The sequence below is a fragment of the Agrobacterium tumefaciens str. B6 genome (assembly GCF_001541315.1).
GTDB classification, from domain to species: Bacteria; Pseudomonadota; Alphaproteobacteria; order Rhizobiales; family Rhizobiaceae; genus Agrobacterium; species Agrobacterium radiobacter.
The window spans coordinates 79002-91363 of sequence record NZ_LMVK01000023.1 but is presented as its reverse complement, the minus strand read 5'-3'; the positions used below and the strand labels follow the sequence as shown (position 1 = coordinate 91363).

Sequence of the window (12362 nt, the reverse complement as noted above, 5' to 3'; positions counted from 1 at the left end):
GGTCTTACCAATTTTATTAGGGCGCATTTATGTGGTGCTGTCAATTGGCCGGTGTGGAAAAGTGCGAGGCGAAAGACTTGCGGCCGACGCAGAGGCTTGGCATTTGCCTCACTCCGGGGCTTTTTTCATTTCCGCCATTCCGGACTTGAACCGGAAACCAGCCAGCCCAAGTCATCGGACCGAGGGTGATGGCAAAGTCCGAAAACGTCTCCTCCGTCATGCTCGGGCCTGTCCCGGGCATCTGCAACCGATCGGCTTTGCGATACGTGGTTGGGTCCTCGGGACAAGTCCGAGGATGACGGCGCGGGTTGGCTTTTCAGCTCTTGCTACCTGCGAGCTTCAAGCCGCCGTCATCGCCGATGATGACATCCAGCTCACCATACCCGCCAATGGAAAGATGCGGCGTTTCGATCGGGTGGGAATGGGTCACGTTGATGACCACCACCGCGGCGCCCATGCGTTCTCCGGCCTGAATGCCTGCGGGCGCGTCTTCGAAGACGACGCAGCTTTCCGGCGCAACGCCCAGCCTTTCGGCCGCCTTCCTGTAACCTTCGGGATCGGGCTTGCCGTTGACGACATCGTCCGCACAGATCATGACGGGTGGCGGCGTAATGCCGGCCGCGGCGAGCCGCCGTTCCGCCAGTTCACGCACGGCTGAGGTCACGATGGCCCACTTGCCTGCCGGCAAAGATGCGAGGAAGGCTGCGGCGCCCGGTATCTGGATGATGCCGTCCACATCATCCATCTCGGCGCGCAGTATCATGTCGGCCTCTGCATCCACATTAAGGCCGGGAACCGCCTCGCGACGGATCACCTCCGAAGCCCGCATGCCATGAATGCGCTGCAGGAAAGCAACCGGCTCGATGCCGTTAGCAACGGCCCACTCCCGCCAGACCCGCTCGACGACGGCGATCGAATTGACGAGTGTTCCATCCATGTCGAACAGGAAGGCCGCAAACTCTTGCGAAAAAATCTGGTTCTGCGGCGGGACTTTGCTGTGCATCTCATTCTTCCGTTGGAACTGTGGGGCAGCCCGTATCTACAGTATTGGGAGACATAACGGAATCGCTTTTCCATCCAGGGAATCGAAGGCCGGCTCAAGGTCGGTCGGAAATCCTGTGCCAGAATCGGACGTGCCGCGATCCCGTCGAGTCGATCTCCCCGGGGCAGGGAAGGAGGGGAGGGCGTGTCTTCGCTGAGACGTCAGCCTGCTGCAAGGATGAGCTGTCATCATAGGCATTCACAGCGGGTGGAATATCGCGAAATCAAAAGGTAGCCGAGGTTTTTGAAAGTTCTGCGCGAGGAGTTTCGCAAAGGGAATTTTCTTAACGATTTCCCTTCTTTGGGGTCGGCGTTAACCATTTGTTAACCATATTCGAGGTACCTAATTGTCAACGATTTATTTACCAAGATGACCAAAGTGCTAACAGACCAGCGTTCGATCCGTATCAAAGGCCGCTCCTTCCTCGCAGTCGTCCTGTCCCCCGAATCTCCGGTCGATCAATGGCTGGGGAGGCTTGATGATCTCGCCGCCCGTTCGGCGGGCTTCTTTCTGTCGCGGCCGGTGGTTCTCGACGTCTCTGAGCTGTCGCTCGATAAGGCGGGCCTGAAAGAACTGCTGGCGGCGCTGACGGAGCGCAATGTCGGCATCATGGGCATTGAGGGTGTTCGCCCGTCGATGATCGAGCCGGGCATGCCGCCATCGCTGAAGGGTGGAAAGCCTGCTTCCGATGTCGAGGTTGAACCGGTCGCCATCGCCGCCGACTTGCCGGAGGAAAAGCCGCGTGCTGCCGGTGAGGTCAGGGCCGTCGTGCAGTCGCTGGTCATCAACGAGCCGGTGCGTTCCGGCCAGTCGATCATGTTTCCCGAGGGCGACGTGACCGTCATCGGCTCGGTCGCCTCGGGCGCGGAAATCATCGCCGGCGGTTCGGTGCATATTTACGGCGCCCTGCGCGGTCGGGCCATGGCCGGTTCGCTCGGCAATGTTTCGGCGCGCATCTTCTGCCGCAAGCTCGAAGCGGAGCTTCTGGCCATCGACGGCGTCTACAAGGTGGCCGAGGATATTGACGACAAGCTGCGCGGCCAGCCCGTTCAGCTCTGGCTGGAAAACGATACGATCAAGGCCGCAAAACTCGGCTGATAACAGATAAACACACAGGAACAGGAGAGAGCCATATGGGGAAGGTAGTCGTTGTAACTTCCGGCAAGGGCGGGGTCGGCAAGACCACCTCGACCGCAGCGCTTGGCGCGGCATTGGCGCAGAATAAAGAGAAGGTCGTGGTCGTCGATTTCGATGTCGGCCTGCGCAACCTCGACCTCGTCATGGGTGCTGAACGCCGCGTGGTTTACGATCTCGTCAACGTCATCCAGGGCGACGCCAAGCTGACGCAGGCGCTAATCCGCGACAAGCGCCTCGAGACGCTGTTCCTCCTGCCGGCCTCGCAGACGCGTGACAAGGACAATCTGACGCCCGAAGGCGTCGAATGGGTCATCAACGAACTGAAGAAACATTTCGACTGGGTGATCTGTGACAGCCCGGCCGGTATCGAACGCGGCGCGACGCTGGCCATGCGCCATGCAGACGTGGCCGTCGTTGTCACCAATCCGGAAGTCTCCTCGGTGCGTGATAGCGACCGCATCATCGGCCTGCTCGATTCCAAGACGCTGAAGGCCGAACGCGGCGAGCGCATGGAGAAGCACCTGCTTCTGACGCGTTACGATGCTTCCCGCGCCGAGCGTGGCGACATGTTGAAGGTCGATGACGTTCTGGAAATCCTTTCCATTCCGCTGCTCGGCATCATTCCCGAAAGCACGGACGTGCTGCGCGCCTCCAACGTCGGTGCGCCGGTAACGCTGGCGGATGCCCGTTGCGCGCCGGCCATGGCCTATTTCGACGCCGCCCGCCGCCTGTCCGGCGAGGATATTCCGGTGGTCATCCCGGGTGAGAAGCGTGGCATCTTCTCCAAGATCTTCGCAAGGAGGGCTGCATGAGCATCTTCAGTCTTTTCCGCAAACAGAAGTCGGCACCGCTTGCGCGTGAGCGTCTGCAGGTGCTGCTCGCCCACGAAAGGGCATCGTCCGGCTCCGATCTCGTGGCTATCCTCCGGGAAGAAATTCTCGGTGTCATCGCCAAGCATGTGCAGATCGACAGCGACAGGGTGCATGTGAAGATGGATCGCGACGAGCATGTCTCCATTCTGGAGATCGACGTCGAAATCCCGCTTGGCGCGGACCTGCGCGCTGCCTGAAGACATTCCGCCAAAGACGCCGCCCGCCACCGGGCGGCTTTTTTATTCCGCCGTCGTATCGACGGGTTTGTGAAACGCTTCCTCCAGGTCACCGGGCAGCGGGCGTTTCAGGTTTATCCCGTTCGGCGGGATCGGCGCGTTGAACCATTTGTCATAGATTTTTTCGATTTCTCCGCTGGCATAGATTTCGCCGAGCGCTTCGTTGACGGCATCCCTGAAGCCGGTATCACCGTGCCGGAGCATCAGCCCATAGGGCTGAGGCGGGGCGAGATATTCGTTGGAGATGACATAGTCTTCCGGCTTGCCCGTTTCGGCGACGAAGGATCGCAGAAGAATATCGTCCATCACGAAGGCTGAGGCGCGGTTTTCCGTCACCATGTCGAAACTGCCCTCCGTGCTGTCATTCTGCAGCACGGCAATGTTCAGCCCCAATTTGCGATTGAGCACGTTGAGCTGGCTGATATTGATGGTTCCTGTCGTCACCACCACCGTTCGTCCGGCAAGATCGGCGACGGTGTTCAGACCGCTCGATTTCAGCGCGACATAACGCGTGCCGGTGATGAAGTGGCTGTAGGAGAACCACACGGCCTTGCGCCTTTCCTCCGTATTCGTGCTTGCCACGCATTCCATATCCATCGTGCCGTCATTGAGAAGCATGATGCGGTTGCTGGGCGTGCGCTTGACGAATTCGACCTTCAGTTCCGGCAGGCCGAGCTTTCTCTTGATGGAATCCGCCACCCTCAGGCAGAGCTCGATGCTGTAACCGATCGGTTCCGATCCGGTGCCAAGATAAGAAAAGGGAATATTGCGATCGGCATAACCGAGCTTGATCGTGCCGGTTCTGGCAATGGTATCAAGCGTCGGCGGTTGGGCACCGTCACTGGCCGCCTGGGCGGGCAGAAGACTGAGGAAAAACAACAGAAGCCATAATGTCGATCTCTGCATCGCGCATCTCCAGCCAAAATAATCCGTCAAAACATCTTCATGAAAATCGATAGGAGTTGGCGCTTTGCGCTCTCAGTCCTGGTATTCGCTTGGATATTCGTAGGCCTGTTTTAATGACGCGGCCATTGGCAGGTTCAGGTTCATGCCGTTGGGGGGAATGGGCTTGGTGAACCATTTTTCATAGAGGCCGTGAATGGCCGGGCCGGTGAAGATATGTCTGAGACTTTCATTGACCGCCGCTTTGAAAGCCGGGTCGTTGCGCCGGAAAACCAGGCCATAGGGTTCGGGCGCGCTCAGCGTTTCCTCGGAAAGCGCATAGAGGTCCGGGTTTTCCGATGTCGCCGCCAGCGCCGCGAGCAATATGCCATCCATGACAAAGGCGGAAGCCTTGCCGGAAACCACGAGTTCGAAGGCCTCCTCATTGGTCTTTGTCGGCATCACCGAGATGTTGAGGTTCTTCGCCCGGTTGACGGCGTTGAGCTGCTCGATATTGACGGTGCCGGAGGCGGATGTGACGGACCGTCCGGCGAGATCGGCAAGGCTTTTCAGATTGTCCTGCCTGCGGGAGAGAAACTGCGTCGCGGTCATGAAATTGGGATAGGAGAAATCCACGATCTTGCGGCGTTCGCTATTATTGGTCGTGGCCGCGCATTCAATGTCGATCTGGCCGCTGCGGACAAGGATGAAGCGGGTCGCGGGCGTTGCCTTGACATATTCGAGCTCGATGCGGTCGAGCTTCAGCTTCCTGCGAATATCTTCGCTGATCGCCCGACAAAGATCGGTCGAGAAACCGGTGACCTCGCCATCGGGCAATTGATAGGAAAAAGGCGGTTCGGCCTCGCGATAGCCGATGCGGATCTTGGCGGTTCTGGCAATCTGCTGAAGCGTGTCGCCTTCGCCGGCGGCCTGCAAGGGGGTGATGGGAGCAAAGCATGTGAGGAAAAGGCAAAATACTGAAAGACGCATTTTATGTCCTCTGGGCCGGCGGCCGGTTTCTCAAATGGCTTTTTGTGGTGGGCAATAGGTTTCCTGTGTCGGCCGACCGATGTCGCCGAATTCACCCTGCGCAATCGGAGTGATGACGGCGCGGTTCTTGAGAATTCGGGCAAGCGGCACGGGCTCGGCAAAATAATAGCCCTGCGCTTCGTCGCACCCGGAAAGCTTGAGCGCTTCGACCTGCTCACTGTTCTCAACTCCTTCGGCGGTGACCTTCAGGCCGATCTGTTCAGCCATATCGATGACGGTGTTGACGATGGCCGAACACATGGGATTTGCCGGCAGGCCGGAGACGAACTCCCGGTCGATCTTGATCTTGTCGAAGGCGACGTGGGTAAGTGTGCTGAGCCCGGCATAACCGGTGCCGAAATCATCAAGAGCGAGGCGAACGCCTCTTTCCTTCAGCAGTTTCAGCGCCCGGGCGCTGCTGTCGCGTTCCAGCATGGCCGTTTCAGTCACTTCCAGTTCAAGCCGCTCCGCCGGGAAGCCGGATGTTTCAAGCGCCCGGTCGACGACAGGGACGATATCATCATTGCAAAGCTGAACGGCGGATAGGTTGACGGCGAGCCTGATATCCTTCGGCCAGGTCATCGCATCCATGCAGGCCTGTGCCAGAACCCATTCGCCCAACGGCCTGATGAAGTTGTTTTCTTCGGCAAGCGTGATGAAGCGGTCCGGGGTGATGAGGCCAAGCTTGCTATGCCGCCAGCGGGCCAGCGCCTCATAAGCGACGATGCGACCGCTCTGCAGATTGACCACGGGCTGGTAATGCAGCTCGAATTCGTGGTTTTCGAGTGCGGATTTCATGTCTATTTCCAGCGCATGCTTGTGCTGCGCCGCCATGTCCATGCCCGCCTCATAGAAAACGAAATAGCCGCAGCCCATGGATTTCGCCCGGTAAAGGCCGAGATCTGCGTGTTGCAGAAGCTGCGTGGCGGATGTGCCGTGGCCCGGCGCGCAGGCAATGCCGATGCTGGTATCGATGCTGATATCGCTGCCTTCCAGGTTGAAATTGCGCGAGACGGCATGCACCACCCGGGCGGCCAGCATCGCCGCATCGCTCTCGCAGTCACCGTTCGTCGATTGGATGATCGCGAATTCGTCGCCGCCGAGGCGGCTCACCATGTCGTTTTCGCCGAGCACGGAAGAAATCCGCGAGGCCACCGCCACCAGCAAGGCGTCACCGGCGGCATGTCCGAGTGTGTCATTGACGGCCTTGAAGCGGTCGAGATCGAGCAGCATGACATTGAAGGGCTGGCCGGACGCCGACAGTTGCTCCAGACGGTTTTCCAGCGTCTTCATCAAAAGCACACGGTTTGGAAGTCCGGTCAGAGCGTCGTGATGGGCCATATGCTCCAGCTGCTGCGCCATATCGCGTATCTGCCGCAGGCGTCCACGCTCCAGAACCGCCTCGCGCAACGTCTCGATGGCGGTTGCCATGTCGCCGATCTCGTCCCTCCGCTCCTGGAACGGCGTAGCGACATCTGTTTCCTCACGGGCAATCCGCAGCGTCGCCTGCACCAGCGCCGGGACCGGTTTCAGGAAATGCCGGGCAATCACGGTCACAAGTACGCCGGTGACGGTCAAGACCACGATCAGGGCGGCGAGCGAATTATAGATCAGCTTGCGCTGCGCGCCATAAAGCGCGTCCGAGCCGCCGATGCTGACGGCGACCGCGCCGATCGGTTTCTTCGTTTCCGTGCTGATGATCGGCAAAAGACCGATATAATGGCTGGATTCGCCGATGGTCGCAAAACCGGTGGAAAAACGCGCGGCGACCGCATCTCTGGAAAAGATGGGATCGGTGGCGAGCGGCTTTTCATCGTCATCGGTGGCGTTGTCGAAGGCCGCCGCGATCTGTCGGAAGCCGGAATCGGCCTCATCATAACGGAAAAGCCAGACGGCATTCTTGGTCTGCGCGCCGATAAGCGCGAGCACGTCGCTGGGGTTGAAGCCGGTGACGAGAATGGAGTCATCATCGCCGATCGGCTTGTCGGTCAATATGCCGTTGACCTGCCCGTCGGTATCGGCGGTGACGCTGACATAGGTATAGATGCTGCGAAGCGTGGCGCTGGCGATCTGCGAATTGACGCGGGCCTGGTTGAGCCATTGCTCGCTGGCGGCGGCGACGAACATGTACCAGCCGACGAGTGCGCCGATGCTGTAGGAAAAGATCACGCCGCCCAGGAATATCAAGGTTATCTTGCTGGCAAGCGACCGCCGCCGCGAAAACCGGCCTGTTTCCGGCTGCGTCGGTGAGCGAAGCGTGTGGCCCGGTTCAACCTGTCTATCCGTCCCGCGATAGGCAGTCTCTTCCATTCGCGATAGTCCCCCGCGATGTCGCGTTATAATTGTTTTATGGAATTTTATAGGGCATGCGTTTCAATGATGTCTGCTAAATAATTCAACAAAGTTTAGAGGCGATTAAGAATTAATCCGTCTTTTTATAGTCGTAGCTTATATAAGAAATGGCATTCATGCACCTCAGGTTGAAAAAAAAGGAGGTTAGAGATTAAGCGTCAAGGATAGACTCCAAAATTCTGCGATCTTCGTCATGTTTCCTGATCTGCGTGTGGGGCATAGATGGCGCGACGATTGACCTTGCCAACGGGTCGATAAACGGCATGTTGTGCGCAACATGCCGTTTTCAGGGAAGATATCCATGGCTCACAGAGGCAAAAATATCGCGCAGCTTTCCGCTCTCATCCAGAGCGGCCATCTCGATCCGCGTACCTTGGCGGAGGAGACGCTGGATGCGATCGGCAATGAGGGCGATCAGACAATTTTTGTCGAGTTGACGGCCGCGCGGGCCATGGTGGAGGCGGAAGCCGCGTCAAAACGCATTGCCGAGGGCCGTTCCTGTGGCGTGCTTGATGGCATTCCGGTGGCCTGGAAGGACCTTTTTGATCTGGAAGGCATGGCGACCACGGCCGGATCGACGGTGCTTGCGGATGATGCGCCTGCGTCTCGTGATGCTGATGTGGTGACGGCGCTGAAACAGGCGGGCATGATCTGCATCGGCCGCACCAATATGAGCGAGTTCGCGTTTTCCGGTCTCGGCATCAATCCGCATTATGGCACGCCGCGCAATCCTGCTTCTAAGGATGGTCACCGTCTGCCGGGCGGCTCTTCGTCTGGCGCGGGCGTCACTGTCGCAGCCGGTCTGGTGCCGGTAGCGATCGGCACCGATACGGGCGGATCGGTGCGTATTCCCGCAGCCTTCAACGGTGTGGTGGGTTACAAGGCAAGCCGCGGCCGCTATTCGATGCGTGGCGTTTATCCCTTGGCAAAAAGCCTGGATTCGCTCGGGCCGCTCACGCACACCGTGCAGGACGCCGTCTGGGTGGATGCCGCCATGCGCGGCAAGGCGGCTGCAGACGTCCAGCGTGCGCCTCTCGCGGGCCTTTCGCTGGTGGTGCCGGAAACTGTATTTTTCGATGGCATAGAGGATGGCGTTGCAGCCGCTTTCGAGCAGGCGGTGGAACGTCTTGTCCGCGCCGGTGCCTCGGTGCGGCGGCAGGCATTTCCCATTTTTTCGGAGCTGTTCGATCTTATCAAAGAAAAGGGTGCGCTGGTGACGGCGGAAGCCTTTGCCCTGCACAAGACACGGCTGGAAGGTGCGGATGCCGCGCGCATGGACCCGCGCGTGGTTGCGCGAACGAGGCTTGGTGCAAATATTTCAATGCCTGATTATATCGCCATCATCGAGGCGCGCGAACGCATGACGGCGGCGTTTTCAGGCATGATCGGCAGGCAGGAACTGCTGGTGTCGCCGACATTGCCGCATGTCGCGGCCAAGGTCGTGCCGCTTCTCGATGATGACGATGCCTTTTTCGCCATGAATGCGAAAACCCTGCGCAACACCCAGATCGGCAATTTCTTCGATCTCTGCGGCGTTTCCATCCCTTGCGGGACGGGTGAAGCAGACATGCCGGTTGGCCTGCTGCTTTCCGGTCTACACGGCTCGGATGACCATGTTCTCAGCGTGGCGATGGCGGCGGAAGAGATTATTCGCGGCTGATGAAAGGAAAAGGCGGCCTTGTTTGGCCGCCTCTCAATGCACGCTTCAGCGCGCCGCCCAGTTGGCGCCGCGGCGAAACATGGTCTTCATCTGCGGTACGGAAAATTCCTTGGCCTGATGGCCGAGCGCCGAATAGAAGACGCGGCCTTTGCCATATTTGCGTTTCCAGACCACCGGCATCACCACGCCGTCGATCCACCAGGCGTGGTCGCCGGTGAACTTCGTCGTGGCCAGCACCTCGTTGGAGGGGTCGACATGCATGTAATATTGCTCCGACGGATAGGGGAAATCGGAAATTCCCTCCATCAGCGGGTCGTCGGGGCGGGTGATGTTGACCGTGTAATCGATGATATTGCCGGGGTGGGCGACCCATTGGCCGCCGATCATGAACTGATATTCCACGCATTCGCGGAAACTGTCGCCCGCACCGCCATGGAAACCGGCAATGCCGACGCCGTTTTCGACGGCGGCCGTGAGGTTCTTGATCTCTTCCTTCTCGATCTTCGACATGGTGACAATAGGCACGACGAGGCTGAGATCATGCACCGACGGATCGGCGAAAGCCTCCGTGCTGTGCTCCACATAGACCTTGAAACCGTCTTCCTCCAATATGTCCTTGACGATCGTGGCGCATTCCTGCGGCTCGTGGCCGCTCCAGCCGCCCCATACGATAAGTGCTTCGCGCATTTATTTCCTCCTGCGGATTATTTGCCGAGCTGGCCGTCGACCAGCGATGTTTCGAGCGGGGCAGGGCGCTCCGCTTTGGTGGTGATGGAAACGGTCGTGCCGCTGTCCGACGCCGTCTGGAAGGCTTCCATGACTTCCAGCACATGCAGGGCGAGATCGCCATTGGCGCGGTGCGGACGGTTCTCGCGGATCGCGTAGGCCATATCTGCAACGCCGATGGAGCGATAATTGCCGTCAGCATAGGGCGACGACAGCGACTGCGGCTCGAACTGGCCGCCCTTTTTCAGCAATTGCACCTCGCCGCCGAAATGGTTGGGATCGGGCACGATCAGCGTGCCTTCGGTGCCGTAGAGTTCCAGTGGCACATGTTTGTGGCCCGCCACATCAAAGCTCATGCCCACCTGCACAACCGCGCCGTTCTCGAAGGCCAGCACGCCGGACACATGGGTGGCGACATGGACGGGGATTTTTTCACCGTTCTTCGGTTCGCTGGTGATGAGGCGCTCATTGCGCGGTGCAACGGCAAAACCCGCCACCTTGGCGACCGGGCCGAACAGGTTAACGAGATCGGTAATGTAATAGGGCCCCATATCCAGCATCGGCCCGCCACCGACCTCGTAATAGAAGGCCGGGTTGGGGTGCCAGCGCTCATGGCCGGGGCACATGAAGGTGGCTGTTCCGCCAACGGGCTGGCCCAGCACACCCTCGTCAATCAAGCGGCGCGCGGTCTGGTGTCCGCCACCGAGGAAGGTGTCCGGAGCCGAGCCGATGCGCAGGCCCTTTGCCTTTGCCGCGTCTGCAAGGCGTTTGCCTTCCGCGAAATTGATGCCGAGCGGTTTCTCCGAATAGGCGTGCTTGCCGGCATCGAGCGCGCGCAGGCCCACTTCCACATGCGCCTTGGGGATCGTCAGGTTGACGATGATTTCCACTGACGGGTCGGAGAGAAGTGCGTCGATGCTGGTTGCCTTCAGGCCGAATTCGTCCGCCCGCGCCTTCGCCGCTTCCTCGTTCATATCCGCCAGTCCGCGAATGTCGAGAATGGGAAACGACGCCATGGCCTTGAGATAGGCGCTGGAAATGTTGCCGCAGCCTATGATGCCGATACCGACCTTGTTCATATGATTCCTCCCGTAAATCAGAAATACCTGGGTCTGTGCTCAACCCCGTGGGCTAGAGCGCTGGCCCGGTTGTGTTCCATGGCGATTCGTAAAGTTCGTAAAGCGCAACGGCCGCGGCCCCCTGCGCCCACAATTCGTCGCTCGCAACATCGAAAACCAGTTCCGCGACACCGGCCAGCGATGGCGGCACGGCGGCGTTGTAGCTGTTGCGAATGCTGGCGATGAAAGGTTCGCCAAGTTCGAGGCTGGAGCCGGTGATGATGACCCGCGGCGGCGCAAACAGCGTGACGATATTGGCAAGTGTCAGGCCAAGTGCTGCGCCGGCGCGCAGGGCCGCTGCGATGAGATCGTGATCTTCGGCCGCAATCAGCGCATGGGCATGCTGCATGCCACGGCCGAGCCGGATCGCTTCGGCAAAACGCCCGTCCACCGGGCGCGAGCCTAAAATGGCATTTTCGCCCGCCTGGCTTGCCAGCCGCACCGTGCCTTCATTGGCAAGGCCGATGACGAGGTCGCCGAGATTGTGGCTGAGACCGCCCGCACCACGAAACAGCTGGTTCTGGTGCAGCACGCCAAGCCCGAGTGTCTGTTCCAGCGAAATCAGCACCATGTCTTCGAGATCGCGCGCATGGCCGAACCAGTGGTGGGCGAGCGTGATGGCGTGGGCGTCACTTTCGATGATGGTTGGCGAATTCAGCCGCGCCGTCATTTCCTCGGCAAAGTTGACGTTTACTTCGCGCAGGATAGGACTGCTGCGGATCCTGCCGGTGCGGTGTTCGATGACACCGGGCAGGCCGAGACAGACCATGTCCACATCCTCAAGCGAAAGACCGGCATCGACGACGCAGCGTCGTACGCCGTCTTCCACCAGATCGGCGATGACGCCGATGGGCTGGCGGTCGACGCGGATCGGCAAGGCAAGGGTGGACAGCACATTACCGCAAAAATCGGTGACGACGAAAACCATGCGGTTTGCGGCGATCTTGGCGCCCACAACGCGGGCGGCATCCGGGTTCAGTTCCAGCATCACGCGCGGTCTGCCGCGCGCTCCTTCGGTACGGATATCACCGATATGGCGGGTGAGAATCAGCCCGTCGTCGAGCAGCGAGGCGGTAATCGCCGAAACGGTCGTGGTGGAGAGCTGCGTTCTTTCGCTGATTTCCACCCGGGAGATCGGGCCATGGCGGCGGATGCTATCAAGCACGCTCAGCCTGTTGATCGCGCGCATCAATTCGGGGTCTGCGGTCTTCATGAGGTCCTGCTGCGATCGGGTTCGATCTAAAACGAATTTATATCGGATTGCGGATTAAATAACGTCTGTCGGGAGGGGTGTGTCAAGCGGTTTGG

General features: G+C 59.4%; 11 protein-coding genes. 4 read left to right on the top strand and 7 right to left on the bottom strand.

The annotated features are described in order from the left end of the window. Window positions 1–316: 316 nt before the first annotated feature. Complete coding sequence (locus tag ASB65_RS16580; RefSeq protein WP_060724723.1) at window positions 317–1003, bottom strand: HAD family hydrolase; 687 nt, start codon at window positions 1001–1003, stop codon at window positions 317–319. A 408-nt stretch (window positions 1004–1411) separates the two neighbouring features. Between ASB65_RS16580 and minC the strand changes: the two genes are divergently transcribed. From minC to minE, 3 genes are read left to right on the top strand one after another with little or no spacing between them, the layout of a single operon-like run. Continuing rightward, the gene (gene minC / locus ASB65_RS16575; protein ID WP_060724722.1) at window positions 1412–2140 is read left to right on the top strand and encodes a septum site-determining protein MinC; all 729 of its coding nucleotides are present in this window, start codon (window positions 1412–1414) and stop codon (window positions 2138–2140) included. A gap of 35 nt (window positions 2141–2175) precedes the next feature. Beyond that, entirely contained in the window at window positions 2176–2991 is an 816-nt protein-coding gene (gene minD, locus ASB65_RS16570) for a septum site-determining protein MinD (RefSeq protein ID WP_003506498.1), read from the top strand. After that, window positions 2988–3248: a cell division topological specificity factor MinE gene (gene minE, locus ASB65_RS16565; RefSeq protein ID WP_003506500.1), complete on the top strand. Its 261-nt coding sequence runs from the start codon at window positions 2988–2990 to the stop codon at window positions 3246–3248. The genes minD and minE overlap by 4 nt, the downstream gene beginning before the upstream one ends. A 42-nt stretch (window positions 3249–3290) precedes the next feature. Here minE and ASB65_RS16560 read toward each other — a convergent pair whose 3' ends face one another. From ASB65_RS16560 to ASB65_RS16550, 3 genes are all read right to left on the bottom strand, one after another. Beyond that, window positions 3291–4193, bottom strand: coding sequence for an amino acid ABC transporter substrate-binding protein (locus ASB65_RS16560; RefSeq protein ID WP_003506502.1), 903 nt, complete (start codon window positions 4191–4193; stop codon window positions 3291–3293). 72 nt (window positions 4194–4265) lie between these two features. Beyond that, window positions 4266–5159, bottom strand: a complete 894-nt coding sequence (locus ASB65_RS16555; RefSeq protein WP_060724721.1) for an amino acid ABC transporter substrate-binding protein — start codon at window positions 5157–5159, stop codon at window positions 4266–4268. 30 nt (window positions 5160–5189) lie between these two features. Continuing rightward, the gene (locus ASB65_RS16550) at window positions 5190–7508 is read right to left on the bottom strand and encodes an EAL domain-containing protein (RefSeq protein WP_060724720.1); all 2319 of its coding nucleotides are present in this window, start codon (window positions 7506–7508) and stop codon (window positions 5190–5192) included. Window positions 7509–7851: 343 nt separating this feature from the next. Between ASB65_RS16550 and ASB65_RS16545 the strand changes: the two genes are divergently transcribed. Further along, entirely contained in the window at window positions 7852–9210 is a 1359-nt protein-coding gene (locus tag ASB65_RS16545) for an amidase (protein WP_060724719.1), read from the top strand. A 45-nt stretch (window positions 9211–9255) separates the two neighbouring features. Here ASB65_RS16545 and ASB65_RS16540 read toward each other — a convergent pair whose 3' ends face one another. Genes ASB65_RS16540 through ASB65_RS16530 form a run of 3 tightly spaced genes read right to left on the bottom strand, consistent with a single transcriptional unit; the run spans window position 9256 to window position 12267 of the window. Continuing rightward, a complete protein-coding gene (locus tag ASB65_RS16540; RefSeq protein ID WP_060724718.1) occupies window positions 9256–9897 on the bottom strand; it encodes a ThuA domain-containing protein in 642 nt (213 codons plus the stop codon). A gap of 17 nt (window positions 9898–9914) precedes the next feature. After that, a complete protein-coding gene (locus tag ASB65_RS16535; protein ID WP_060724717.1) occupies window positions 9915–11015 on the bottom strand; it encodes a Gfo/Idh/MocA family protein in 1101 nt (366 codons plus the stop codon). Window positions 11016–11067: 52 nt separating this feature from the next. Continuing rightward, window positions 11068–12267, bottom strand: a complete 1200-nt coding sequence (locus ASB65_RS16530) for an ROK family transcriptional regulator (protein WP_003506508.1) — start codon at window positions 12265–12267, stop codon at window positions 11068–11070. Window positions 12268–12362 lie beyond the last annotated feature (95 nt).

Coding starts and splice junctions, on each gene's coding strand:
- ASB65_RS16580 (WP_060724723.1), bottom strand. CDS start 1,003: ATGCACAGCAAAGTCCCGCCGCAGAACCAGATTTTTTCGCAAGAGTTT.
- minC (WP_060724722.1), top strand. CDS start 1,412: ATGACCAAAGTGCTAACAGACCAGCGTTCGATCCGTATCAAAGGCCGC.
- minD (WP_003506498.1), top strand. CDS start 2,176: ATGGGGAAGGTAGTCGTTGTAACTTCCGGCAAGGGCGGGGTCGGCAAG.
- minE (WP_003506500.1), top strand. CDS start 2,988: ATGAGCATCTTCAGTCTTTTCCGCAAACAGAAGTCGGCACCGCTTGCG.
- ASB65_RS16560 (WP_003506502.1), bottom strand. CDS start 4,193: ATGCAGAGATCGACATTATGGCTTCTGTTGTTTTTCCTCAGTCTTCTG.
- ASB65_RS16555 (WP_060724721.1), bottom strand. CDS start 5,159: ATGCGTCTTTCAGTATTTTGCCTTTTCCTCACATGCTTTGCTCCCATC.
- ASB65_RS16550 (WP_060724720.1), bottom strand. CDS start 7,508: ATGGAAGAGACTGCCTATCGCGGGACGGATAGACAGGTTGAACCGGGC.
- ASB65_RS16545 (WP_060724719.1), top strand. CDS start 7,852: ATGGCTCACAGAGGCAAAAATATCGCGCAGCTTTCCGCTCTCATCCAG.
- ASB65_RS16540 (WP_060724718.1), bottom strand. CDS start 9,897: ATGCGCGAAGCACTTATCGTATGGGGCGGCTGGAGCGGCCACGAGCCG.
- ASB65_RS16535 (WP_060724717.1), bottom strand. CDS start 11,015: ATGAACAAGGTCGGTATCGGCATCATAGGCTGCGGCAACATTTCCAGC.
- ASB65_RS16530 (WP_003506508.1), bottom strand. CDS start 12,267: ATGAAGACCGCAGACCCCGAATTGATGCGCGCGATCAACAGGCTGAGC.